Here is a 23,470-nt window from a genome sequence, read left to right on the forward strand (position 1 = left end):
CACGCGGGCCACCGGCAGCAAGCAGGGCGAACGTTGCATAATGCGACACCTGGAATCCCTGACAGCGAACCCCAGGAGTCATCCATGCCATTGACCCGTGAAGAGCGCGAGCAGTTCCTGTCCGAGCCGCATGTGGCCGCACTGGCCGTGGCCGCTGCGGAGGAGGGCCGCGCCCCCCTCGTCGTGCCGATCTGGTACTCGTACGAACCGGGCGGCGATCTGTGGATCATGACGGGGCGACACTCCCGCAAGGGGACCTCGATCGCCGCGGCGGGGCGGTTCTCCATGATGGTCGAACGGGTCAGGCCGACCGTTCGATACGTCTCCGTCGAAGGCCCGGTCATCGCGACCCGTGCAGCCACTCGCGAGCTGCTGGTGGAGATCTCGTCACGCTATCTCCCCCCGGAGAAGGTCGACGGCTACGTCGACTTCGCCTGGCGGGAACACGGTGAGCAGGTGGTCATCCACATGCGGCCCCAGCACTGGCTCAGCGCCGATCTGGGCGGTGCCTGAGACGACCGGTAGGGCATAGCGCACCCCCGTCCGCCGATCGTCCCGGCCATTCGGTCCGCACGCTCGGGCCGGCGGGCGCCTCATCGGCCGAGGAGCGGGAACAGGCGGGTGACCGCGGCCACGGCCACCGTGCCGGCGGGCCGCCCGTCCCGGTCGCGGTATTCGGCCAGCAGGCGGCGGATCGAGGCGCCGAGTTCGGCCATCTCCTCCGGGGTGAGGTGGACGACGGCGCTGAACGACTCGTCGTGCTGCCACTCGCCCGGCGCCTGCTCCCGGTGGTCCAGCCAGTACTGATAGCTCTCGTCCTCCAGTCCGCGTGCCGGCCCGGCGAACTCTCCCGCCGCGTCCGTGTCCAGCCCGTCCGGCACCTCGGCAGCCGTCCAGCGAAGCCGCCACGGCCGCGCCCGGCCACCGCTGTGCGGCACTTCCTCGATGAGGCCGTGCCGGGCGAGCTGGCGCAGATGGAAGGAGCACAGACCGGAGCTGTGACCGAGACGGGCGGCGGCCTGGGTGGAGGTGACCGTGCCGACCTCGGCAAGCAGGTCCAGGAGGGCAACGCGCACGGGATGATCGGGGAGTTGCCGACGGGCGCGGTGCAGCAAGGGGTCCACGCAGGGAAGTTGGCGGTTCTCGTCGCTCATTTTGCAAAGGGTGCTACTTTGCAAAGCATTCGGTCAAGCTGCTGCGCGGGCCGGCCGCGGCCAACGGCTCCGGCCGTCCGAGGCATGTGCGGAAGGCGTTGGTGCTCCATGACGGTTCGGCTCGACAACACTGCGCAGGACCGCCGGGTGCGTGTGCTGGGAGTACCGGTGGATTCCTATCCGCGGCTCGCGCCGGAGGTCGAACGGGGTGCGGTGCGCCGCATCACCGTCGTCGGGGAGGAGATCCTTCGGCGCCGGTGTCTGGAGGTCACCCGGTTCGGCACGCCGGAGTTGTCGCAGCTGATCGACGACATGTTCGCCACGAACCAGGTGGCGGAAGGCGCGGGACTTGCGGCCAACCAGGTCGACGTGGATCTCCAGTTGTTCGTGTGGGACATCACGGACGAGTGGGGAGTACGTCATGTCGGGCACATCGCCAACCCGGTCCTGGTGGAGGTTCCGGCCGGGGAGCGCCGCCTGGTCGAGGAATCCGAAGGGTGTCTGTCCGTTCCGGGTCCCTACCGGATGGTGCCCCGCCTCGACCGTGCCGTCGTGCGAGGCCGGGACAGGAACGGCGCACCGCTGGTGATCGAGGGCCGCGGGTACTTCGCGCGATGTCTTCAGCACGAGACCGACCACCTTCGCGGTCAGCTGTATCTGGACCGGCTGGCCCAGCGGGACCGAAAGGCGGCCCTGCGTGAGATGGCGGCGTCCAAGGACGAGATGTTCGCCCGGCGGGCTGCCGTCGCCGAGAAGCTGGGCAAGTAGCGCCGTCCTCGCAGAGCCGGTCCGCCCACCCGCACCCCCTAGGGCCTTTTGGCCCGAAGGGCTGTCCCGCAGTTCCTGGCGGGACAGCCCCTAGACGCGCTCCAGCGGTCGGTGCGGGCCTGCGGGCAGATCCACGCCGATCGCGTCACCGGGACGCACCCGGCCTCCCTGCCGGACCACGCCCATGATCCCGGACTTGAAAGTGAAGTCCCCGGTCGCGAGGTCGATCTCGAACATCTCGTTCAGCAGGCCCGGCCGAAACGTGTTGATCTTCGAGCACGGGTTGCGCAGCCCTGTGACTTCCACGATCGCTTGCTCACCCAGGTTCAGCAGCGTTCCTGTGGGCAGGCCGAGCAGGTCGATCCCCCGGGTGGAGATGTTCTCGCCGAGCTCACCCGGGGCAACAGCGTAACCCTTTCCGGCGAGCTCGTCGAAGAGCTCCTCGTGCATGAGGTGCACCTGGCGCAGATTGAGCAGCTCCGGTTCGTAGGTCATGCGGAACTGGTGCTTGATGGTCTCCCCGGCGTGGACATCGTCCTCGACGCCGAGACCGGCGAGCAGTGTGATGCCCGCCCGGTTCGGCTTGCTGAACGAGTACGTCCCGTTACTGCTCACAGCGGTCACGCGCGCCGTGGTGGTGCTCACTTCTCACTCACGTCGAGGGGACGCAGGAAGCGGCGTTCGTACCGTCGGATGCATCGCGTGCGGCGCGCCAGCTCGAATGCGGCCTGGCACTCGGGGTCGGTGGTGCTGTCGGCCCGGTAGCGCTCGTACTCCGCGAAACCGGGGAACGAGAAGAGCGCGTAGGCGATGTCGCTGTCACCCTCACTGGGCAGGAAGTAGCCGTGGTGGGTGCCGCCGAACCGGTTGACGAGTACGACCCATCGCCGGCCGTACTCCTCGAAGTCCTCGATGCGGTCGGGGTCGATCTCGTACTTCAGATGAATGGTGATCACCGACGACATGATGCCTCAGCGGACGCACATTGCGGACGGGTGGATGCTGTGGACCATGCCACGGTTCAGCCGTAAGTCAGACCACGGGCAACCGCACCGCCGCCTGACGCGTCCTGCTGCGGGCGCGACCGCCTGAACGCGGAGGAGCGCACGTCCCCTCTCCTCGGGTACGTGCGCTCCGTCCGTGCTCGGGTCACGGGCGCGGGCCGCGATGGGCCCGGCCGGCCGTCAGCTCTTGACCGGCCATTCCAGCGGCTCGGCGGTGAAGCCCTGGCTCAGCTGGACCGCGGCGGCCTTCTGGCCCTCGGGGATCAGGAAGGCCTTGCAGATCTTCTCCGACTGCCCCGCGCTCAGCTTCTTGACCGAGTCGGGCGCCGGGCAGTTGGGCCATTTGGCCTCGCCCATGATGACGATGAGGGCCCTCGTGCGCTGGCCCTTGTCCGTCTCCACGACCAGGTCGTCGTCCATGTCGCCGACTTCCATGGCCTTGCCACTCTTGTGCGTGACGGTCGCCCACACGTACACCGGGACCCTGGGACTCTTGTCCTTGTCCGTGTCCAGGCCGGACTTGTCCAGGTCGGCCTTCGTCCCCGTCTCCACCTTCGTGGGCGTGACCGTGTACGTGCTGTCCTTCGACTCCTTCATGGTGCTCTTCTGCGGCGGGCTGGCCTCACCCAGGCTGTAGACCTTCTCGCTGTCCGACGCCTCGGAGCCGGACCCCAGCCCCTTCCTGCCCTTGGCCGAATCCGTGCCGTTGCAGCCGCTCAGCACCACGGCCAGCGCCAGAGCGCCCATCGCCGCAGGTACCGCTCGAGTCCACGTACGCATAGCTTCCTCGTTCCCCGTTCAACAACTTCGTGCACCCGGCGGGGACATACGACTCCCCCGACCGGGCTATCGGTTCAGGCGCACGATCCTGCCAGAGGGGGCGGCCCGGGTCGCACCAGGGTCCACGGCAGACGGTTTCGGGCCGGGCACTCGTGGCCGTCCGGGCTATCCGAACTGGCCGGGCTGGTAGTCACCGGCGGGCTGCCGGACGATGACGTTCACTCGGTTGTACGTATTGATGAGGCCGATGAGGACCACCAGCGCGGCAAGCTGGTCCTCGTCGTAGTACCGGGCGGCGTTCGCCCATGCCTCGTCCGAGACGCCTCCGGCCGCGTCCGCGATGCGGGTGCCCTGCTCAGCCAGCTCCAGCGCGGCGCGCTCGGCATCGGTGAACACCGTCGCCTCCCGCCAGGCCGCGACCATGTTGAGGCGGATCGCGGTCTCCCCGGCGTGCGTCGCGTCCTTGGTGTGCATGTCGGTGCAGAAGCCGCAGCCGTTGATCTGGCTTGCGCGGATCTTCACCAGCTCCTGGGTGGCGGCCGGCAGCGTCGAGTCCGCGACCACCTTGCCTGCGGAGTTGATGTACCTCAGGAACTTGCCCCCGACCGCGTTGCCGAAGAGGTTCAAGCGAGCATCCATGGTGCGCTCCTGTGCCGTCGTGGATGAATGGACTCTCTGACGGAGCAGATCGGCACGACGTGACAGAATCTGAAGTGCTGATGTCTACGACATCGCGTCGGCCACGATCGATGCCGCCTCGGCGATCAGCGCGTCATCGTACGAGGCGTCCTCGTCCAGGCGATTCGACATGATCGCCACCACGATCGGCGCCGCACGCGGCCGCCACAGCACGGCGATGTCGTTGCGGGTGCCGTACGTACCACCGGCCCCGGACTTGTCCCCGACCAGCCAGCCTTCGGGCACACCCGCCCTGATGCCCGCTCCGGTGGTGCCGTTCCTCAGCCACTGCGTGAGCAAGGCGCGCTCGCCCTTGCCGAGGGCGTCACCGAGGACGTACGCACGAAGCCCGGTGGCGAGGGCCCGCGGTGTGCTGGTGTCACGCGTCTCCCCCGGCACCCAGTCGTTCAGGTACGGCTCCTTGCGGTCCACTTGCGTCTCGTCGTCACCCAGCTCGCGGAGCTCGGCCTCAAGGCCCTCGGGCCCGCCGAGCCGGTCGACCAGCAGGTTGGCAGCGGTGTTGTCGCTGAGGCGGATGGCCGCCTGGCAGAGCTCGTTCAGACTCATGCCCGAACCGGTGCGCTGCTCGGTCCTCGGTGAGTGGCTCACGAGGTCCTCGCGGGAGAAGCGGATCGTCATCTCCCTCTCCTTCGCCGTGTGCGTGCGCAGCACGGCACCGACAGCCAGCGCCTTGAAGGACGAGGCGTAGGCGAAGCGCTCCCCGTCGTTGTACGTGACCTCGCGTCCCGTGCCGGTGTCGACGGCATGGACACCGACCCTGGCATCGAACCTGCGCTCGAGCTTGCGCCACTGATCCGCCGACGGCGTCGGTCCGGTGCCGGGGGACACGGCCCGGGACGGCGCTCGCTCCGGCGGACGGGACGGTGTGGCGGCATCACCGCAGGCAGCCACCGGAGCGAGGCATGACAACGCGAACAGAGCTGCGGCGAGACGCCGCGCGTACGTACTGCATGGGTCCGCTTTCCCTCTTCTCCCGGCTGTGCCCGCTTCCGGCGGTCCCGGTGCGGTGGCACGGTTGCGAGGCCGACGGGATTCGAACCCGCGGACAGGCAGGGGCAGGTCCGCCCGCACCCCGTCAGTCGTCGTGAGGGGGACCTCCCCCACGACGATCGCAATGGGCCGCTCTGCCACGGCCTCGCAACCTACGGGACCGCGCGGTCCCGACCCGCAGAGCATAGGCAACCGCGAGACGGGGACACGACGGATTTCCGCGCGTTCTGTAGCGGCGGGTGACCGTTCGAGATGCAGGTGTGGGGACGCGCTGATTCGCTGGTGTGGTCGGCTCTCCCCCGAGACCCAGGAGTGATCATGAGTGTTGCGGATGAAACCGGCGGCCGCGCGGAACGTATCCGGGCCAAGGCGCAGGAAATGAAGGAAGCAGCCGAGCGTGTCTCCGATCCGCAGGAGCGCCGGCGTCTCGAGGACAAGGCGCGCCGACTGCAGGAGCGGAGCGATCAGGTCTCCACCAAGGGTGAAGGCGGCACGAACCCGCTCTGACCGGCCACGGTGCCCGCCGGAAGGTGGCCCCTAGTCGTGGCAGGAGGGGCAGCCGGCCCGTCCGTGCGGGTGGCCGGGGTCCGGGGGAGGTTGACCCTCCCCCGGAACGGTGGTCCTACTGCGTGAACCGGGGCAGCCACTTCACCTGGTAGCCGGGGTGCCCCGCGTGTTCCGCGGCCATCTGCCGGACCACGAACCCCAGGCCGAAGGCCCGGCCCGAGGGGAAGTCCCGCTGGGGGCGGTCGACGTCCAGGGCGGCGACCTCCGCGTACTCGTCCAGGAGCACCCGGCTGGTCTCGATGCGCTGGAGGGTTCGCGCGGGATCCTGCAGAGCGATGTGGTGGTCGTATCCGTGCGTCCTCAGGGTGAACGCGATGGCACCGGTCCGGTCGTGGATCTCGCCGGGTACCTCGGCCGGGCACCGCCACCCTTCGCCGCCGGCCGCGCGTGCGACCCCTTCTTCCTCGTCGAGGCGCGCCCGGACGAACGCGACCAGCTCGGAGTTGTCTGTCATCTGGTTGTGCATCCTTCCGCTCGGCCCCACGCCTCAGGAGCCGTGCTGGAGAGTATCCCGTCGCGCTGTCCGCACTCGTGCGCAACGGCCGGCCCGAGACCGTGACGTCCCGGCCGGCGCCGCGCAGCCTGACGGACCGACCACACCCGTACCCGGTCGCCTCCGGCCCGTCCGCACGTGTCCGTGTTGCTCAGTGACCGCCGTCCACGGGCTCCAGGACGAGGACCGGGATCTGCCGGTCGGTCTTCTTCTGGTAGTCGGCGTAGTCCGGATACGCCTCGACGGCGCGCTCCCACCAGAGGGCCTTCTCGTCCCCGGTCACCTCACGGGCGGTCATGTCCCGGCGCACCGGGCCGTCCTGCAGCTCGGCGCGCGGGTCGGCGGTGAGGTTGTGGTACCAGACCGGGTGCTTCGGAGCCCCGCCCAGTGAGGCGACCACCGCGTACGAGCCGTTGTGCTCGACCCGCATCAGGGGCGTCTTTCGGATCTTCCCGCTCCTGGCCCCCAGTGTCGTCAGGACGATCACCGGCATGTCCCGCATGGTCGTCCCTTCCGTCCCGCCCGAACTCTCGTACTGCTCGACCTGGTCACGAACCCAAGGGGTGGGGCTCGGCTCGTACTCGCCGTGAAGCGGCATGGCAGCTGTCCCGTCGTCGACGTCCGTCCGCAGCAACTTGTCGGCCGCGGACCCTCATCATGACTTCAACAGCACCGGCCACCGAAAAATCCCGGTACGGCCGACGTGTCGTGCTCGGCGGGCGAAACGGTCGCGACGCCCCCTGCTTCGTGCGGCCGGCCCGTTTCGGGTCACTCGGTGTCGGCGTAGCCCATGGTCCGGTTCATGCCGATGGCGCCGGCGTTCGCCGGATGGTGGAAGGTACGGATCCTGCGCACACCGCACGTCACGGCGAATCGCATGCCGAGCGTCTTCATCGCGATGGAGACGCCCCGGCCCCGGTAGGACGCCCTCACCCCGGTCATCTCATTGAAGAGGAAGTCCGCGTGGCGGGACGTGGCCGCCATGCCGATCCAGTCGTCGCCGTCCAGTGCGATCACGACGCCACGCGGGTCGTACGAAGGCGTGTCGAACCGGCGCGTACAGAATTCCTCGTACGAGAAGAACTCGCCCCGTTCCGGGATGTCGGCCGAGCACTCCTTGTTGAGTTCGTACAACGCACGCCGGTGCTCCGGGCTGTCGCCCAGCTCGGCGAGCGTGGTCAGGTGGATGCCTTCGTCACGGCACCTGGCCACGTACCGCTCGAACCGTTCGGTATCGAATGTGGTCAGGTCGAGTTCGAGCCTCACCCATTGGTCAGCCATGATCCGTCCTCCGTCCGTCGCGCACTCCGGTTCACGGGCCGCGGAGCGGCGCCGCGCCGGAGCCCCCACCCTAGGCAATGGCGGGGGCCCCCGTTCGTACGGGTGTACGTATGACGAACAGCGGCCGGCTACCGGTGGCCGGCGCGACGGGTGGTGCGTGCGGTCAGCTGACGTCGACGTCGATGCACGCGTAGAAGGCGTTGGACGTGTCGGCGATGTTCCACACCGCGAGGACCTTCTGCCTGCCGGTGTGGCTGCCGAAGTCCACTTGGTGGGTGACGGTCGCGCCGGGCTGGGCGCCGTTGTCGTTGAACTCGGCGATCTTCTGCCCGCCTGCGAAGTACTGCCAGGTGCTGGTGGAGTGACGGGCGGTCAGCACCCACTGGAAGGAGGTGCTCCGGCTCACCGGGGTGACCTGCCAGCCCTTGGAGTCGTCGTCGAGTTCGGCGAACCTGCTGTTGCCGCCACTGCAGCTGGTCAGACCCTTGGGGCCCTCCACGCTCTGGGGCTCGTACTTGATGTCGCCGCAGCTGACGGTCCCGGCGGCACACTGGGCCTGCCTGCTGGGGGGTGACGAGATGTAACCGTGGGCGTCGGCCGAGCTTGCCGGCAGGCTCAGGGCGAGCACCGGTGCGAGTAAGGCACCGATGGCTGCTGCGGTCTTCCTTTTCGCGTGCATGGTTCTCCTTCACATGAGGCGTCGCTGCACGCGGGCGGACTGTGGGGAGCCCGGAAGCGGCAGGCCGGCCTCTCAGGTGTGGGGCCAAGAGGCGCGAAGGGCACGGCAGGATTCGTGGCCGGACACACCCCGAGATTGCGGGCGTCCGACGCCGGCCCTGCACTTGGCCTAGACCATGCCCATCGGAGCGTGACCGTCAAGAGTGCCGCAGCGAAAGGGAGTTCGGCGCGAGAAGCCGCTCGGGACGGCTACGGGTGCGCGTCACCGTACTTGACCGTGACCCTCTCGAAGCCGAGTGAGCCGAGCAGGCCCTGAAGCATCGCGGTGGTGTTCTTCTCGGCGCGCTGCGTCAGCCCGCTCTCCTTCGCCGCTTCGCCGATGTGCCGGGCTGCCAGTTCGTTGACCGCCTGCTCGCTGCCCGGGTTGTCGGAGAAGAAGTCCCCGATCCGGTCGAGGAGGCCACGCTGTTTGGACACCGCGTAGGAGTGGCTCGGGTCGAGTGCCGCCCTGCCCAGGACGGCGTGCGGCAGCCGTATGTCAGCCTCGGTACGGTCGTCGTTGACGACGACCCCGCTGCTCACCGCCTTGCCCAGGTCCACGGAGGCCCCGACCGTACCGGCGCCGACGTACAGCGTGCGGGAGCCGCGGATCGCGTCCGGGAGGAACTTCGCGTCCTTCTCCAGGTCGACGACGACCTGGAAGTTGCCCGCTGCAGCCTCGTACCTGCTCATGTCCTGGATCGACTTGAGCACGGCGGGACCCGAGCGGTCCCGGGTCTGCTCACCGAAGAGGTCGGAGAGTCCCGGGAGCAGACTGAGACGGGTACCGAGGAGCAGCAGGACGAGAGCGGCCGCGCAGACGGCCACCGCTCTCCCCCATCGGTGTGGGCGGCGGTCCCGGACGCGGCCGGTGGCTCCGGCGTCGTCGGGCCGGTGGGACAGGTCCGTGGGTGTACCGGTGGACTTCATGCTCTCCGTGTGACCCGGTCCGGGGGATTCACACCGCCGGCCGGCACGATTGCGCCGGCTGCCGTACCTCGGCGCAGACGCCTCGGCCGGACCGTCGGCGTTCGCGGGCCTCCCTCAGTCCCCGGTGACTCCGTCCAGCCGCTCGCGCACCAGATCGGCGTGGCCGATGTGACGCGCGTACTCGCCGATCATGTGGACGTGCACGAGCCGCAGCGAGAAGACCTCGCCGTTGTGGACGAACGTGTCGTCGAACGACGCACCGGCGACGATCTCGTCCGCCAGGCGGCACTCCTCGACCAGGCGGGCGTAGTCCTCGGCGGCCAGGGCCGGATCGAGGTCCTCGAAGTCCGCGTCCTTGCCCTTCTGCGGGTCGTACATCGGGGCGAGGTCCTGACCGGCGAACCGCTGCCGGAACCAGGTGCGTTCGACCTTGGCCATGTGGCGGACGAGTCCGAGGAGCGAGAGGTTCGACGGTGGCGTGGTCCGCTCGGCGAGCTGCTCGCCGGTCAGGCCGGCGCACTTCTGGAGAAGGGTGCCGCGGAACCATCCGAGGTATCCGGTGAGCATCTCCCGCTCTGCGGCGACGAGCGAACCTTCGGTACGTGTGGCTTCAGGTGCTGTCCATGTCATCGGACGATCATGCCGGTCGGCAGGTGGTTCGCACGAGTCCTTTACGCCTGCATGTGATAGTCGGTGTCGTCCGACGACGAGCGGGTCACGGACGTCGTGATGCTGCCGATGAGCCCGACGACCAGGAACAGGACCAGCAGCGCCTTGCCGGCGGTACTCATGACCAGGGGCCGGGTCGCGGAGCGCCCCTGCTGTTCCGGTACGGACAGGGCGTCCTCGCCGAAGAAGCCCTTGGGGTAGGCGGGGCTGAGCATCGTCACATAGGCGGACACGCGCATCTCGTAGCGCAGCGTGGCCGCGGTGGCTTCGAAGAGGGGGCGGGGCATGCGGCCCAGGATCAGCGTGATCAGCCACCACACGATCGCCACGGCCCACCAGCCGTACGTGGCGAGACTCTGCACGACCGCAGCGGGAATCACCAGGATCAAGCGGAAGAAGACGGCCAGCCGGTTGAGCTGTGTCGGACGGACCTCGATCCTGACCGGATAGTCCGGCGGCTGGACCAGCGTGAACGGCGGATACCGGTCGACGAGGAGCATGCTGCTTGCGGAGACCCTCGTACGGTAGGCGAGAACCTCGGCGAGGAAGCGGAAGACGGGTTCGGGCAACCGTCCCAGGACGAGTGCGGCGAACCAGCCGAACACCACGGTGAAGAAGGCCGCGATCTCCAGGAAGAACAGCACGATGAAGTGCGGAATCAGCAGGAGGAGACGGAACAGAACGGTGAGCCGGCGCTGGCGCGGGGGCTCGATGATGTCCAGCACGGGCAGGAATTCGTCCGCGTCTCCTGCCCTTCGCCCCGGGCTCCACTGGGCGTCGGCCATATCGCTCCCCTTCGGCGGGTGATCCGTGCGCCTGCTGCACATGCGGCGTCACCCCACGCTGGGACCACCGGGGGCCGCCTGCAATCGGCCACGGGCCGATCGGGTGCCCGCCGGGGCCGGTCGGCTCTCCCCTCGCCGGCCCCGGTTCCCCATCAGCCCTTGCGGACGCGTTTGCGGGTGAGGCCCGCCCGTACTCCCTGCCGGACCCGAGTCCAGGGCGTGGCCGCCCGCCCGGCCCGCTTCTTGGTCCGGGGGCGGACGGCCTTCGGCCGCCTGGTCCGCGCCTCAGTGGTCTCGCGAGTGGTCTCGCGCCCGGGTTCGGCCGCGAGCACGTGGTAACGGTGACTCAGACGCCGCCCCAGCAACAGATAGCCGAGCAGCGCACCCGTCGTGTTGAGAATGACGTCGTCGATGTCGAAGGCCCGCCCCGTGACCAGCGCTCCCTGCACCAGTTCGACCACGACGATGACCAGGACGGTCAGCAGGACCATGCGGACCATGCGCAGCCGCCGTGGCACGAGAATCGGCAGCAGAACGCCGAACGGCATGCCCAGCACGAGGTTGCCGCCGGCCTGTTTACAGGCGGCCAGGAAGGTGTAGTCCTCGGCGTACTGCCGGAGCGAGCGCCCCGGGTGCAGGTTCGACGTGACGAGATCCTCCGAGGCGGGCGACGGCGTGAGCGTCACCCTCGCCAGCACGACGGAGAATCCGACCATGGCCAGGAAGGCAAGTACCAGGATGGTGACCTGCAGGAAAATCCGGCCCCATGCCCTTTTGGGCGTTGCGTTGCGCGCGCTTCTTCCAGCCTCCACGTTCATGGGCGACAGGTGCCCCCGACCGGCCGTGCCACACCTGGGGCGCCGCACCCACATGGTGCGGCGTGCGGGAACCGAGACCAGACTGGTCGGAGCGGTCGGGTGCGCCGACGGCCCGGTGCACCCGGCAGGACGAACCGATGCGGAGGTCTCATGACGAGCGACCGCGGGGATCAGCCTCCGCACTGCCTGGTCACCGGCGCCACCGGCTACATCGGTGGGCGGCTGGTCCCGGAACTTCTTGCGGCGGGGTACCGGGTGCGCTGCCTGGCCCGCAGCCCGGAGAAACTGCGGGACTACCCGTGGGCCCGTGAGGTGGAGGTCGTCCGCGGCGACGTCACGGACGCCAAGTCGCTGGCCCCGGCGATGCAGGGCATCGACGTGGCCTATTACCTGGTGCACGCCCTGACGGCCGGCGGCGGCTTCGAGGAGACGGACCGCAGGGCCGCCACGGTCTTCGGCGAGCAGGCACACGCGGCGGGGGTCGGCCGGATCGTCTACCTCGGCGGCCTCACTCCTTCCGACGTCCCCGAACAGGAGCTGTCACCACACCTGCGGTCGCGGGCGGAGGTCGGCAGGATCCTGCTGGCCTCCGGCGTCCCGACCACCGCTCTGCGGGCCGCGGTCATCATCGGATCCGGGTCGGCCTCCTTCGAGATGCTGCGCTATCTCACGGAGCGACTGCCCGTCATGGTGACGCCGAGCTGGGTGTCCACGCGGATCCAGCCGATCGCCGTACGGGACGTGCTGCGCTATCTGGTGGGCAGTGCCCGGATGGAGCGGGAGGTGAGCCGCACCTTCGACATCGGCGGGCCCGACATCGTCACCTACCGGGTCATGATGCAGCAGTACGCGGAGGTCGCGGACCTTCCGCACCGGCTCATCCTGCCCGTTCCGATGCTGACCCCACGGCTGTCCAGCCACTGGATCGGACTGGTCACACCCGTGCCGAGGTCGATCGCGCGCCCGCTCGCCGAGTCGCTGCGGTACGAGGTGGTGTGCCGGGAACACGACATCGCCCAGTACGTCCCCGACGGACCCGGGCAGCCGTTCGGCCTCGACAAGGCGCTGCGGCTGGCACTGCAACGGGTCCGGGAGGCACGGGTCACCACCCGGTGGTCCTCCGCATCGGTGCCCGGGGTGCCCAGCGACCCACTGCCCACCGACCCCCACTGGGCCGGCGGCAGCCTGTACACGGATGTGCGCGGACTCGACGTCGACGCGTCCCCGGAGGCTCTGTGGCGGGTCGTCGAGGGGATCGGCGGCGATCACGGCTGGTATTCGTTCCCGCTCGCCTGGGCGGTGCGCGGGTGGCTCGACCGACTGGTGGGAGGCGTGGGACTGCGGCGTGGACGGCGGGACACCGACCGGCTGCGTGTGGGCGATTCGCTGGACTTCTGGCGGGTCGAGGAGATCGAGCCGGGGCGGCTGCTGCGGCTGCGCGCCGAGATGCGGCTGCCGGGCCTGGCCTGGCTGGAGATGTACGCGGAGTCCGACGGCCGGGGCCGCTCGCGCTACCGCCAGCGCGCGCTGTTCCATCCGCGCGGGCTGTTCGGCCACGCGTACTGGTGGAGCGTGCGGCCCTTCCACTCGATCGTGTTCGGCGGGATGGCCCGCAACATCGCCCGTTCGGCAGCAGCCGCAAAGTCACCCGAACCGGCGAGTGCCACGGTGTCGCCCTGACCGGTCCGCCCGCGGACGGCAGCATGACAGGTCCCCGGCCTCCCCAGGAGTTGCGCCATGACCGTAGCGGTCGTCCTGTTCACTGCCGATCTCCGGCTGCACGACCATCCGCCGCTGCGGGCGGCGCTCGCTTCGTCGGACGAGGTCGTGCCCCTGTTCGTCCGTGACAGCGCGATCGAGGCGGCCGGGTTCGGCGCCCCGAACCGCTTGGCCTTCCTCGCCGACTGTCTGCGGGATCTCGACGCCGGGCTGCGTGAGCGGGGCGGCCGGCTGGTGGTCCGTTCGGGCGATGTCGTCGAGGAGGTGGGCCGGATCGTCGCCGAGACCGGCGCGGCGGACGTCCACCTCGCGGCCGGTGTCAGTGCCTACGCCCGCCGCCGTGAGGAGCGGCTGCGGGCGGCGCTCGAGTCCGGCGGCCAACGGCTGCACGTCCATGACGGCGTGATCACCGCGGTCGTGCCCGGTGCCGTGACGCCGGCGGCATCGGACCACTTCGCCGTGTTCACGCCGTACTTCAGGCGCTGGTCCGCGGAACGGGTGCGGGACGCCTTCGCCGCACCACGTGCCGTGCGGGTCCCGGACGGTCCGGAGTCCGAGGCGGTACCGGCCCGCGGCGAGGTGACCGGTGTGTCGGAGGGGCTGGCAGAGGGCGGGGAGCAGCAGGGCCGTACCCGGCTCGCCGCATGGCTCCGCCGCGGGCTCGCTGCGTACGAGGAACGTCACGACGATCTGTCCGGCGACGGCACGTCCCGGCTCTCACCGCATCTGCACTTCGGCACCCTGTCCCCCGTCGAACTCGTCCACCGGGCCCGCACCGCCAAGGGGCCCGGGGCCGAGGCCTTCGTCCGGCAGCTGTGCTGGCGCGAGTTCCATCACCAGGTCCTCGCGGCCCGGCCGGACGCGTCCCGGCAGGACTACCGCACCCGGCACGACCACTGGCGGTCCGAGGCGGACGCCGCCGACGACATCGAGGCCTGGCGACGGGGGCGCACCGGCTACCCCGTGGTCGACGCGGCGATGCGCCAGCTGCGCCACGAGGGCTGGATGCACAACCGTGGACGGCTGCTCACCGCGGGCTTCCTGACCAAGACGCTGTACGTGGACTGGCGCATCGGCGCCCGGCACTTCCTGGACCTGCTGGTCGACGGCGACGTCGCCGACAACCAGCTGAACTGGCAGTGGATGGCCGGGACCGGTACGGACAGCCGCCCCAACCGGGTGCTCAACCCCGTGACCCAGGGCAAGCGATACGACCCGGACGGCAGCTACGTCCGCCGCTGGGTGCCGGAACTGGCGGCGGTGTCCGGGTCCGCCGTGCACGAGCCGTGGAAGCTCCGAGGGGCGGGGGGCGACCGACCGGACTATCCCCGGCCGGTGGTGGAACTGGCCGACGGGCTGTCCCGCTTCCGGCGGGCACGAGGCCTGGACTGAGCACCACACGCGCGCCGGAGCCGAATCCGGTGAACGCGGCGCGCACCCCCAGGGAATGCCCAGGCGCCGCGTCCGCCGCGCCGCGCCGGGGGCAACGCCGCCCTGCCGGCCGGGCGGCGACGAGGATGCTGACGTGCCGACTCCCACCGCATCCACCGAACCGGCCGGCCGCGACACCACGGACGGTTCCCGTGCTCATACGGCGCTCCTGCTGCTGTCGGCGGCCTCCGGGGCGGCGGACGCCTTCGTCTTCATCTGTGTCGGCCAGGTCTTCGCCGGTGTGATGACGGGCAATCTGGTGCTGCTGGGCGCCGCAGCAGCGGGGGCCGGCGAGGAGGGGGTCGCGCTGCGTGTGGTCACGGCGCTGGTCTCGTACGGATGCGGGGTGGCCTGGGGCGCGGTGGCCGGCGAGCGAATGTGGTGGCGGCTGCCCGTCATGCTGTCGTTCGAGGTGGTGCTGCTCGCTGCCGGCGCCGTGCTGTGGGCGTGCGGCCTGATCACGTCGGACGCGGACCGGCTGGGGTTGCTGGTCGTCATGGGGCTCGCGATGGGGATTCAGGGCCGTGTCCGGGCCACCCCCACGAACTACTTCACCGGAACGCTGACGTCTCTCGTCGCACGGCTGGCCCGGGCATCGTGGCGCCGCGATGACGTCTGGGTCGCCGGCCGGCTGCTCGCCGTCGTGGCGGGCGCGGCACTTGCAGCGCTGACGGTGCGCCTGTGGCCTGCGTCGGGCGCCGTGACCGCTGCGGGTCTGGCGGCCGCCGCGCTGTTCGTCGAAGCCGCCGGACGGCGGGCCGTCCCGGCAATGGCCCGGTCGTAGGCCACGGACAAGGGGAAGCCCCGGCCGGATCGGGGGAATCCAGCCGGGGCGGCTCTCGTGTGGGCGCTCAGCGCGTCATCCACATATAGGTGAACGATAAATCATCCAGCCTTGTTCCCGGGAATCCGCACCCCGGACTGTGATCCAGGGCACGGACCGCCGACCCGGGGACGCGGCGTCACGCCCCGGCTGCGGGCGCCTCGGTGCCGTAACGGCGGTGGAACTGTTCGATCCGGCCGGCCGTGTCCAGCACCTGCCGGGTCCCCGTGTAGAACGGGTGGCTCGCCGACGAGGTCTCGACGTCGATGACGGGATAGCTCCGGCCGTCCTCCCACGTCACCCGCCGATCGGAATCCGCGGTGGAACGGGTGAGGAAGGCCGCCCCCGCAGCGCGGTCACGGAAGACCACCGGACGGGAGACGGGGTGGATACGGGACTTCATGGGCATTCCTTCCCTGGTGCGAGAGCGGACGGACGACGCGGGCCCCCCGGCGGTGGCCGGGGCTGCGGTCAGCGTTCCTCGCGGAACAGAACGTGCTGCCCGGCCGCGGGGTCGTACTTGCGCAGGACCAGACGGTCGGGGTTGTTGCGACGGCTCTTGCGCGTCACATAGCTCTGACCGGTTCCGGCGGTCGAGCGGAGGGTGACGACGGGACGGGCCTCACTGCGGGCCATGGGCACCTCCGGACTCCTGTACCGATCCCGAACCCTTGATGGGAACGGGATTCGTTTTCGTTCTGGTCGTGTAACGCGAGCACACCCGCGGCCATTCCCGGCCCCCCGGACACCCCCTCACCGGCCGCCCAAGCGCTTCACCCGAACGAACCGCACACGCTCCGGCGAACCGTCACGCGGAGACGCTGCGCTCGTTGATCGCTGAGCCCGGCATTGCAGCCGACTTCCCGAGGAACGTGAGCCATGCGCCTGAAGAACACCCTGACCACCCTTGCGGCCACCGCGATGATCGCCGCCTGTTCGATGACGGCGGCCGGCCCGGCGGTCGCCGCCGGGGACACCGCACCCGCCTGCGTGGCACGCGACGTCATCAAGCAGAACAAGACCGCCTGGACGACGAACAACTGCGGCCGGAACATGCACATCCAACTGGTGATCAACAACGGCCCCGACAGGTCGTGCTGGACCACCTCCCCCGGCGAGACCCTCGAGTGGAAGTGGAAGATGGGCTCGTACGGCCGCATCGCACTCTGCTGACACCGCGGGCCACCACGGCCCCCGTGGCCCGGCCCACGCAACCCCGGAGCCCTCGCCCCCGGCGGGGGCTCCGGCCCGCATATGCCCCGGCACGGGTCCACGGACACCGCGCGAAACGGCACACACAGGCTCACATCAGGGGTCGGATGCCTGATGACTTGCATCAACACCCGGATTCAGCAAGGGTGTTCGACGAATCAGAGTTCCGGCCAGCCGCTGGCATATGCCGGACGCAAGAACGCGTCGAGTGTTGCCAAACCCCTTACGGGCGCCTGCGGGCTGTGCAACAGTCGTATTCGGTCCACCCTCAGACCTGGTTGTACCGCGCCTGTATCGGAGTACGACATGCCGCCCCATCCGTCCGCGGACCGTTCCGCCACCCAGCCGCCCGAGCGCGATGCCGTCGACGCGTTGATCAACCGGACACAGCGGCTGCGCGGCGACGTGGACGCGGTGCGGCGCGACACCGTCCTCGTCGACGAGGACGATCCTCAACTGCGCTGGCAGCGCGCACTGTGCGACCTGGCGGTCCATCAGCTCGACGACCTCGGCGCGCATCTGGGACAGCTCAAGCAGGGACTGCCGTCGGAGGCCGCGGAGCAGTTCACAGCCGGGACGGCGCAGCTCGCGGGCCAGGATTCACCTGTCGGCGAGCAGCAGGGTTCCCTCATCGGCCGGGTCGGCAGTGCCGAATGGAATCTGCTGACCGACGAGGTCAGCTGGTCCGACGAACTCCTCCAGATCTTCGGCCGCACGCCCGAGGCGGGGCCGCTTTCGCTCGACGACCTGCCCTCCGTACTCCTGCCCGAGGACCAGTCCCTGCTCACCGCGCTGGTGACGGACTGCCTGGTCGACGGCAAGCCGATAGACGGCGAGTTCCGCATCCTGCGCACGGACGGGCGGATCAGGACCTTGCACATGATGGGCGAGCCCGTCCTCGACGCGGACGGCTGCACCGCATCCATGTGGGCAGTCCTGCGCGATGTCAGCGCGCTGCGCCGCAGCCAGCAGGTAGTGCGCCGGACCCAGGAGTCCCTCCGCCACCAGCAGCACGTCGCCAGGACCGAACGCCGGCTGGCCGTGGAACTGCAGGAGGCCGTGCTCCCCCCGTGGCGGGGCTCGCTCAGCCTTCCGGACCAGGGGCCCGGGTCGCTGGACATCGCGGCCCACTACCTGCCGTCGGATTCGAGCGCTCTGATCGGCGGTGGCTGGTATGACGCGATGGAGCTGCCGGACGGCCGGACTCTGCTCACGGTCGGCGATCTGACCGGTCACGGTATCCAGGCCACCTCCGCCATGGCGATGATCCTGGGTGCGCTGCGGGGCATGGCGGTGGCCGGGATCGAGCCCGGAGCACTGATGCGGTATCTCAACCAGTTACTGGAGACATCCATCCAGCCCGCCCTGGGCAGCGCGGTGTGCTGCCGGTTCGACCCCGCCACTCGCAGGCTGGACTGGGCGCAGGCCGGACACCCGGCACCACTGCTTTTCCGCAATGGAGCCGGGCGCCCGATTCCCCCGCCGGACGGGGTGCTCCTCGGAGCGGCGTCCGGGGTCGCCTACGAGCAGGACGAAGTACACCTGCTGCCCGGTGATGTGCTGGTACTCCACACCGACGGGTTGGCCCGGGGCACGGGGAGCGCGCACAACGGTCTCCGCCCGGGGACCGAAACACTCCTCGGACTCGCGCCGCGCTTCACCGAGGCCCGCACGGCGCAGGAATGCGTACGGACCGTCGTCGAGGAGTTCGGTGGCACCGAGCGACTGGACGACGCGTGTGTACTGATCGCACGCGTCGGGGCGTAGGAACAGTAGGGGCACACCACGCACGGGGGCCGGCTCACGGAACTCAGGGCACGGCACGGATACGCCGGAGGCCTGGCGGCCCCCACGGTGCTGCGCCCGGACGGGTGTTGAGGAACGGCGTCTTCACGTCGCGACAACTCTTCGTCGCGACAGCTCTTCGTCACCGCACCCGATGATCAGATCTCTGAACTCCTGGGCCTCTTGATGACGGAGCTCTGCGGCAGCGAGAGCTGGATCTCCTCGCGCAGGTCCTCGATCTTCGCGTAGCCCGCAAACTGACCCGTAAGCCGGTACATCTCGCGCAGCCGGTCCCAGGTGCGGTGCGATGAGGTCTCCCCCATGGTCACCAGAGCGAGCCGGGCGTAACGGTCGGCTTGCTCGGGGTCGTCGGCGATGAAGCAGGCCGAAGCCAGCGAGATGTAGTCGAAGATCTTGGACCGCTGGCGTCCGTTGACCCGCAGTTCCAGCGCCTGTTTCGCATGGCGCTGGGCAGTGATGGCCGCCGAGGGGTCGTGCTCGGCCAGCGTACGGAACGCCAGGGCCTGCATGCCGTGCAGATCGGCCTCGTCGAACATCTGCATCCAACTGGGCGGTGGCACATCACCCTTGTCGGAGATGAAGAGCTCCTCGGCCCGGCCGAGGGTGCGCCGCATGGCCTGCCCCCGCCCCATGGAGGCCTGTGCCCACGCCTCGATGGTGTGCAGCATCGCCTGGGTGCGCGGCAGAACCATGTCGCCCGAGCCGGACTTGGCGAGTTTCATGAGGTCGAGCGCGTCGTCGGGACGGCCCAGGTGGACCATCTGGCGGGCCGCCCTGGAGAGCGCCTCGCCCGCCCGCGGCCGGTCACCGCCCTCGCGCGCGGCGTGTGCGGCGATGACGAAGTACTTCTGGGCCGTGGGTTCGAGGCCGATGTCGTGGGACATCCAGCCCGCGAGGACGGCGAGGTTGGCGGCGACGCCCCAGAGACGGCGCTGCAGATGGTCGGGGTGGCGGTAGGCGAGCATGCCTCCCACCTCGTTGAGCTGGCCCACCACGGCCTTGCGCTGGAGGCCGCCACCACGGGAGGCGTCCCAGGCGCGGAACACCTCCACGGAGCGTTCCAGTGCCTCGATCTCCTCCGAGCCGATGGGCGCGGCCTCGTACCGGTCGTAGCCGGCCGGGTCCGCGTACACGGGGTCGTCGATGCGTGGGGCGTCGGCCGCCAGTACGGGGTCGGTGTGCAGCCAGTCGTGCATGGGGCCGGTGATCGTGGAGCCGGCGGCGAGCGCGGCGCCCGCGCTCACCAAGCCGCGTCGGTTGAGCATGAGGTCCATTCCCGTGAATTCGGTGAGGACCGCTGCCGTCCGCTCGGGCGCCCACGGGAGTTGGTCGGGATTGTGTTCCGTCCCGGTCTCTCGCCGTTTCCCCACACGCCCGCGTCGGCCGAACCCGAGGTCCTCGATGGTCACGACACGACCGAGCCGCTCGGTGAACAGGGCTGCCAGCACCTTGGGCACGGGATCGCGCGGGGACTCCCCCATGTCGATCCAGCGCCTCACGCGCGAGGTATCGGTGGCAAGTTGGGGGTGGCCCATGGCCGCCGCCTGCCTGTTCACCATTCTCGCGAGCTCGCCCTTGGACCAGCCGGCAAGGCCGAACAGGTCCGACAGGCGGGTGTTGGGTTCTCCGGTCACGTCAAGCCCCCAGGTTCTCGGCTGTGTTGACAGTAACCCCCTGTCAGATGCCTTGCGACTATTCGCCAGGGTTCGCCAGGGTCCGCCACATGGTCTGCCACCCGCGCGCCGGTGTCAGGTAGGAAAGCGCCACCCCGCCCGGCAGCCCTAGGTACTCCCCAGGGTGCCGAACGGCCGCCGGCCGGGGCGGCGCACGCAACTTGTCGGCGCACGAAGGGATCTGTCTCGCCCATGTACACAGCATCGTCCTCCGTGCCCGCCCCGCCCCGGCCGCTGCGTCCCCTGGGAGTGGGTGGCGGACCGTATCTCGACCCCCGCGCCGTCGTCCCCGCGCCCGGCATCGGCCGGACCCGGCGCGTGGCAGGGCCGGGTGCCCCCTCGCTCAGCGGAAGACTGGACCTTTCCGGCCCGCAGGGTGCTCAGCTGAGAATGGCGATCGCCTCGGTGCACCGGATCTGCCCGGAGTTCAATCCGGTACAGGTGCTGCGACGCAGCGGCCGTTCGGTGCTCCTCGTCGGTTCCACCGGCCGCGCGACCGCTGTCGCCAAGTGTTTACTGGACCACTCCCCCGCATGGTCGGAGCGGTTCCGCCATGAAATAGCGGCATACCGGGCGTTCGTCCGGCACCGCCCGCCGGTCCGGGTTCCCCGGCTCATCGCGGCGGACCCGGAGAACTGCACTCTGGTCATCGAGCGGATGCCCGGCCGGGTGGCGGCGTTGACCAGGCACCCGTCGGAGGCCCCGCCGCGCGCTGATCTGCGGGCCGTGCTCGGTGCGGTCAGCCGGGTCAACGCCTGGCGTCCACCGGCCGGTCTGTTCGACGCCCCGCTGGACTACGCGGCACGCATCGCGCGCTATCACGAGCTCGGCCTGTTCACCGACCGTGATCTGGGAGACCTTCAGAAGCTGCTGCACGGCCTGGCCCACGCCGGGGGCCGCCAAGGCATGGGGCAGTTCTGCCACGGTGACGCATTGCTCTCCAACATCCTCCTGTCGCCCACCGGTCCGGTGCTGGTGGACTGGGAACACGCCGGGTGGTATCTGCCGGGCTACGACCTCGCGACGCTCTGGGCGGTTCTGGGTGACGCGCCGGTGGCGCGGCGTCAGATCAGCCAGCTGGCCCAGGTCGCGGGTCCGGCGGCGCGGGACTCGTTCCTGGTGAACCTGATGCTCGTACTCACCCGGGAGATCCGTACGTACGAGACTGCCCTTCAGCGGGCCATGCGGGACACCACCGCGCCGGCCAGGACGGGGCAGGACCGTCCGGGTGCGCTTTCGTCGGGTGAGGAGCAGCGACTGCTGCTGCGCCGCCTGCACGACGACTGCGCCATGGCGCGGAGTGCCGTTCGAGCCGCAGTCGGCACTCGCTGACCTGCCGATGGGGATGCGCGCTGCGGGTCCGGTGCCGACACACCGGACCCGCAGCGCGCTGTTGTGCCGCCCCTCGGGCCGAGGCCTGAGCCCAGCCGGCCTCAGTGTGCGCGGACGATGTCCACGTCGGCTGCCTTCACGAAGGCGATGCGGTGGCCGATCTGGACCGTCACGTACTTCTCCTTGCCCCGGAAGTACGCGTGGTCCAGGGGGTAGGAGGAGTCGATGGTCGGCGCGTAGAAGAAGCCGGTGGGGGCCTCTCCGCCGCCGGGGTAGGACTGACCTGCCTTGATGGTGTACTGCAGGGCCGTGCCCACTCGCTGGTCCGCGAAGTCGGCCGGGTATTCCGACTTCTCCGGATACGCCACGCCGTACACCGGGACCTCCGTCCTGCCCTCCTTGGGCCTGACGACGTACCCGGCGGTGGGGGTGGTGGTGCGGGCATGGTCCGGGGTGCGGAGCCACGCCTTCTTGCCGTACCACCAGATCGCCGTCCAGCCGGGTGCGTGGTCGGCGACGACGGCCTGCTGGGTGGCGCTGATCTTACTGCCCCAGTCGGCGGCGCAGTTGGTGCCGGGCGAGCCGTCCGTATGCAGCCCCGGGTCGGAGAAGAGCGGTGCGTCGTCGGCGGGTTCCGTGTGGAGCGGCACCGCACTGGAGCCCTGTACGGGCAGGTCGACGCCCTTCTCGCAGTCGCGGAACGCCTGCTGGTTGTCCTTGAACCGCGGGCTGACGGTGATGAGTTCGCTGCTCTTTCGGGCCGTCGGCACAGTGGGCTTGCCGAGGAGGGCCATGAAGCGGTTCCAGTCCCAGTAGGTGCCCGGGTCCCAGTGCATGTTCTTGGTGCCGGCGGCGCTGGTGGGCGGCACCCCGTCGTGGCCGATGATGTGCTGGCGGTCGAGCGGGATGTCGTACTTGGCGGCGAGATAGCGCACAAGTGCCGCGGTGGAGCGGTACATCTCGGGGGTGTACCACTTCGCGCCCTCGGTGGCGACGCCCTCCTGCTCGATGCCGATCGAGTGGGTGTTGAGGTACCAGTTCCCGGCCTGCCAGGCGACGTCCTTGTTCTTCACCATCTGCGTGACGTGACCGTCGCCGGAACGCACCACGTAGTGGGCGGAGGTCTGCTTCAGCGGGTTCTGGAAGATCTTCAGGGTGGTGTCGAAGTCCTCCTCGGTGTCATGGAGGACGATGAACTTGATCTTGTTGCTGTGCGGCCGGTCCGCGGTGTCGTAGTTGCCGTACGTCTCCTTGTCGGCCGGGTCGCCGGTCTGCTGGTAGGCGGCCGGGACCCAGTCGCATGCGAGACCGCGCGGGCACTCCGGCCGCACCCCGTCCGCGCCGGCGTGCGCCGCGGGACTGAGCAGCGCGAGACTCAGCGCGCCGGCGGTGGTCAGCGCGAGTGCGCGTCCGGTCCTCTGCTTGGACGTCATGACAACCCTTCTTGGAGCTGGGCGTCTCCCGAGCCGTACGTGTCGAGAGGTCTTCGTGCCGATCTCGTGTTGCTTCGTGCGCGCACACTCTCTGACCTGAGGTGATGGCGCGTCAAGGGTGTTGTGGGGACCGCGGGTCGAGCCAGTGGACCAGACCACTGGCAGGTGCTCTGACCTGCGGCCGGAAAGGAGCAACGGGTTTCTGGCGATGCCGCGTTACCTGAGTTTTACGCAGGGGCGGGCCGGCCGGCGCGGCCGGGTGTCGTCCCTCGAACGAGCGCACTCCTTGTGTGACTAATGCCGGCTGTGCGTGCCTCGAACGGCCGAGGGGTAGGGCTCGCGCGGACACGACCGAACCGCGTGACGCTCACGCGGAGGCTCATCGA

General features: G+C 69.7%; 27 protein-coding genes and 1 tRNA gene. 9 read left to right on the forward strand and 19 right to left on the reverse strand.

Annotated elements, in window-relative coordinates; genetic code table 11:
- Positions 1 to 84 precede the first annotated feature (84 nt).
- Positions 85 to 513, forward strand: a complete 429-nt coding sequence (locus SH922_RS01605; RefSeq protein WP_393053702.1) for a pyridoxamine 5'-phosphate oxidase family protein — start codon at positions 85 to 87, stop codon at positions 511 to 513.
- A gap of 80 nt (positions 514 to 593) precedes the next feature.
- Here the strand turns inward: SH922_RS01605 and SH922_RS01610 are convergent, their stop codons facing one another.
- Positions 594 to 1,154 (reverse strand): helix-turn-helix domain-containing protein, encoded by a 561-nt coding sequence (locus tag SH922_RS01610; RefSeq protein WP_393053705.1) that lies wholly within the window; start codon positions 1,152 to 1,154, stop codon positions 594 to 596.
- 108 nt (positions 1,155 to 1,262) lie between these two features.
- Here SH922_RS01610 and def point away from each other — a divergent pair, with 108 nt between their 5' ends.
- Positions 1,263 to 1,922: a peptide deformylase gene (def, locus tag SH922_RS01615; RefSeq protein ID WP_393053707.1), complete on the forward strand. Its 660-nt coding sequence runs from the start codon at positions 1,263 to 1,265 to the stop codon at positions 1,920 to 1,922.
- A 90-nt stretch (positions 1,923 to 2,012) separates the two neighbouring features.
- Here def and SH922_RS01620 read toward each other — a convergent pair whose 3' ends face one another.
- The 6 genes from SH922_RS01620 to SH922_RS01645 form a co-directional block, all read right to left on the reverse strand.
- Positions 2,013 to 2,567, reverse strand: a complete 555-nt coding sequence (locus SH922_RS01620) for an MOSC domain-containing protein (RefSeq protein ID WP_393053710.1) — start codon at positions 2,565 to 2,567, stop codon at positions 2,013 to 2,015.
- The gene (locus SH922_RS01625) at positions 2,564 to 2,878 is read right to left on the reverse strand and encodes an NIPSNAP family protein (protein ID WP_393053713.1); all 315 of its coding nucleotides are present in this window, start codon (positions 2,876 to 2,878) and stop codon (positions 2,564 to 2,566) included. The genes SH922_RS01620 and SH922_RS01625 overlap by 4 nt, the downstream gene beginning before the upstream one ends.
- Before the next feature lie 228 nt (positions 2,879 to 3,106).
- Complete coding sequence (locus SH922_RS01630; protein ID WP_393053716.1) at positions 3,107 to 3,706, reverse strand: hypothetical protein; 600 nt, start codon at positions 3,704 to 3,706, stop codon at positions 3,107 to 3,109.
- A 165-nt stretch (positions 3,707 to 3,871) separates the two neighbouring features.
- Complete coding sequence (locus tag SH922_RS01635) at positions 3,872 to 4,345, reverse strand: carboxymuconolactone decarboxylase family protein (protein ID WP_393053718.1); 474 nt, start codon at positions 4,343 to 4,345, stop codon at positions 3,872 to 3,874.
- An 84-nt stretch (positions 4,346 to 4,429) separates the two neighbouring features.
- Positions 4,430 to 5,323 (reverse strand): class A beta-lactamase, encoded by an 894-nt coding sequence (gene bla, locus SH922_RS01640; RefSeq protein ID WP_393063439.1) that lies wholly within the window; start codon positions 5,321 to 5,323, stop codon positions 4,430 to 4,432.
- 100 nt (positions 5,324 to 5,423) lie between these two features.
- Positions 5,424 to 5,542, reverse strand: a tRNA-OTHER gene (locus SH922_RS01645).
- A gap of 171 nt (positions 5,543 to 5,713) precedes the next feature.
- Between SH922_RS01645 and SH922_RS01650 the strand changes: the two genes are divergently transcribed.
- On the forward strand, positions 5,714 to 5,902 hold the full coding sequence (locus SH922_RS01650; protein WP_219566791.1) for a DUF6381 family protein: 189 nt from the start codon (positions 5,714 to 5,716) through the stop codon (positions 5,900 to 5,902).
- 115 nt (positions 5,903 to 6,017) lie between these two features.
- Here the strand turns inward: SH922_RS01650 and SH922_RS01655 are convergent, their stop codons facing one another.
- The 8 genes from SH922_RS01655 to SH922_RS01690 all read right to left on the reverse strand — a co-directional run bounded on the left by SH922_RS01655 (position 6,018) and on the right by SH922_RS01690 (position 11,655).
- A complete protein-coding gene (locus SH922_RS01655; RefSeq protein ID WP_393053721.1) occupies positions 6,018 to 6,416 on the reverse strand; it encodes a DUF6221 family protein in 399 nt (132 codons plus the stop codon).
- Positions 6,417 to 6,606: 190 nt separating this feature from the next.
- Positions 6,607 to 7,053: a nitroreductase family deazaflavin-dependent oxidoreductase gene (locus SH922_RS01660; RefSeq protein ID WP_393053724.1), complete on the reverse strand. Its 447-nt coding sequence runs from the start codon at positions 7,051 to 7,053 to the stop codon at positions 6,607 to 6,609.
- A 170-nt stretch (positions 7,054 to 7,223) separates the two neighbouring features.
- The gene (locus tag SH922_RS01665; protein WP_393053727.1) at positions 7,224 to 7,736 is read right to left on the reverse strand and encodes a GNAT family N-acetyltransferase; all 513 of its coding nucleotides are present in this window, start codon (positions 7,734 to 7,736) and stop codon (positions 7,224 to 7,226) included.
- A 163-nt stretch (positions 7,737 to 7,899) separates the two neighbouring features.
- Positions 7,900 to 8,415 (reverse strand): lytic polysaccharide monooxygenase auxiliary activity family 9 protein, encoded by a 516-nt coding sequence (locus tag SH922_RS01670; protein ID WP_393053730.1) that lies wholly within the window; start codon positions 8,413 to 8,415, stop codon positions 7,900 to 7,902.
- A gap of 248 nt (positions 8,416 to 8,663) precedes the next feature.
- Complete coding sequence (locus SH922_RS01675) at positions 8,664 to 9,383, reverse strand: DUF4230 domain-containing protein (RefSeq protein WP_393053733.1); 720 nt, start codon at positions 9,381 to 9,383, stop codon at positions 8,664 to 8,666.
- 114 nt (positions 9,384 to 9,497) lie between these two features.
- On the reverse strand, positions 9,498 to 10,013 hold the full coding sequence (locus SH922_RS01680) for a DinB family protein (RefSeq protein ID WP_362545841.1): 516 nt from the start codon (positions 10,011 to 10,013) through the stop codon (positions 9,498 to 9,500).
- Positions 10,014 to 10,054: 41 nt separating this feature from the next.
- Positions 10,055 to 10,837 (reverse strand): DUF4389 domain-containing protein, encoded by a 783-nt coding sequence (locus tag SH922_RS01685; RefSeq protein WP_393053735.1) that lies wholly within the window; start codon positions 10,835 to 10,837, stop codon positions 10,055 to 10,057.
- 152 nt (positions 10,838 to 10,989) lie between these two features.
- Positions 10,990 to 11,655: a VanZ family protein gene (locus tag SH922_RS01690; RefSeq protein ID WP_393053738.1), complete on the reverse strand. Its 666-nt coding sequence runs from the start codon at positions 11,653 to 11,655 to the stop codon at positions 10,990 to 10,992.
- A 150-nt stretch (positions 11,656 to 11,805) separates the two neighbouring features.
- Here SH922_RS01690 and SH922_RS01695 point away from each other — a divergent pair, with 150 nt between their 5' ends.
- The 3 genes from SH922_RS01695 (at position 11,806) to SH922_RS01705 (ending at position 15,589) form a co-directional block, all read left to right on the forward strand.
- Entirely contained in the window at positions 11,806 to 13,335 is a 1,530-nt protein-coding gene (locus SH922_RS01695; protein ID WP_393053741.1) for an SDR family oxidoreductase, read from the forward strand.
- A 57-nt stretch (positions 13,336 to 13,392) separates the two neighbouring features.
- Positions 13,393 to 14,766 carry a cryptochrome/photolyase family protein gene (locus SH922_RS01700; protein WP_393053743.1) on the forward strand — a complete coding sequence of 458 codons (1,374 nt, stop codon included), beginning with the start codon at positions 13,393 to 13,395 and terminating at the stop codon, positions 14,764 to 14,766.
- 133 nt (positions 14,767 to 14,899) lie between these two features.
- On the forward strand, positions 14,900 to 15,589 hold the full coding sequence (locus tag SH922_RS01705; protein WP_393053745.1) for a DUF1275 family protein: 690 nt from the start codon (positions 14,900 to 14,902) through the stop codon (positions 15,587 to 15,589).
- Between the two features lie 178 nt (positions 15,590 to 15,767).
- Here the strand turns inward: SH922_RS01705 and SH922_RS01710 are convergent, their stop codons facing one another.
- Both SH922_RS01710 and rpmG read right to left on the reverse strand, forming a co-directional pair.
- The gene (locus SH922_RS01710; RefSeq protein WP_393053748.1) at positions 15,768 to 16,031 is read right to left on the reverse strand and encodes a type B 50S ribosomal protein L31; all 264 of its coding nucleotides are present in this window, start codon (positions 16,029 to 16,031) and stop codon (positions 15,768 to 15,770) included.
- 68 nt (positions 16,032 to 16,099) lie between these two features.
- Positions 16,100 to 16,264: a 50S ribosomal protein L33 gene (gene rpmG, locus SH922_RS01715; RefSeq protein ID WP_326734205.1), complete on the reverse strand. Its 165-nt coding sequence runs from the start codon at positions 16,262 to 16,264 to the stop codon at positions 16,100 to 16,102.
- A gap of 243 nt (positions 16,265 to 16,507) precedes the next feature.
- Here rpmG and SH922_RS01720 point away from each other — a divergent pair, with 243 nt between their 5' ends.
- Both SH922_RS01720 and SH922_RS01725 read left to right on the forward strand, forming a co-directional pair.
- Positions 16,508 to 16,801 (forward strand): hypothetical protein, encoded by a 294-nt coding sequence (locus SH922_RS01720; RefSeq protein WP_393053751.1) that lies wholly within the window; start codon positions 16,508 to 16,510, stop codon positions 16,799 to 16,801.
- Between the two features lie 345 nt (positions 16,802 to 17,146).
- Complete coding sequence (locus SH922_RS01725; protein WP_393053754.1) at positions 17,147 to 18,607, forward strand: PP2C family protein-serine/threonine phosphatase; 1,461 nt, start codon at positions 17,147 to 17,149, stop codon at positions 18,605 to 18,607.
- 176 nt (positions 18,608 to 18,783) lie between these two features.
- Here SH922_RS01725 and SH922_RS01730 read toward each other — a convergent pair whose 3' ends face one another.
- Positions 18,784 to 20,280 carry a hypothetical protein gene (locus SH922_RS01730; RefSeq protein ID WP_393053757.1) on the reverse strand — a complete coding sequence of 499 codons (1,497 nt, stop codon included), beginning with the start codon at positions 20,278 to 20,280 and terminating at the stop codon, positions 18,784 to 18,786.
- Between the two features lie 231 nt (positions 20,281 to 20,511).
- On the opposite strand from SH922_RS01730, the gene SH922_RS01735 reads away from it, so the two are divergent.
- Positions 20,512 to 21,651 (forward strand): aminoglycoside phosphotransferase family protein, encoded by a 1,140-nt coding sequence (locus SH922_RS01735; protein ID WP_393053760.1) that lies wholly within the window; start codon positions 20,512 to 20,514, stop codon positions 21,649 to 21,651.
- A 101-nt stretch (positions 21,652 to 21,752) separates the two neighbouring features.
- Here the strand turns inward: SH922_RS01735 and SH922_RS01740 are convergent, their stop codons facing one another.
- Positions 21,753 to 23,084, reverse strand: coding sequence for an N-acetylmuramoyl-L-alanine amidase (locus SH922_RS01740; RefSeq protein ID WP_393053763.1), 1,332 nt, complete (start codon positions 23,082 to 23,084; stop codon positions 21,753 to 21,755).
- Positions 23,085 to 23,470 lie beyond the last annotated feature (386 nt).

Source organism: Streptomyces sp. LN549 (assembly GCF_043203805.1).
Lineage (GTDB): Bacteria > Actinomycetota > Actinomycetes > Streptomycetales > Streptomycetaceae > Streptomyces.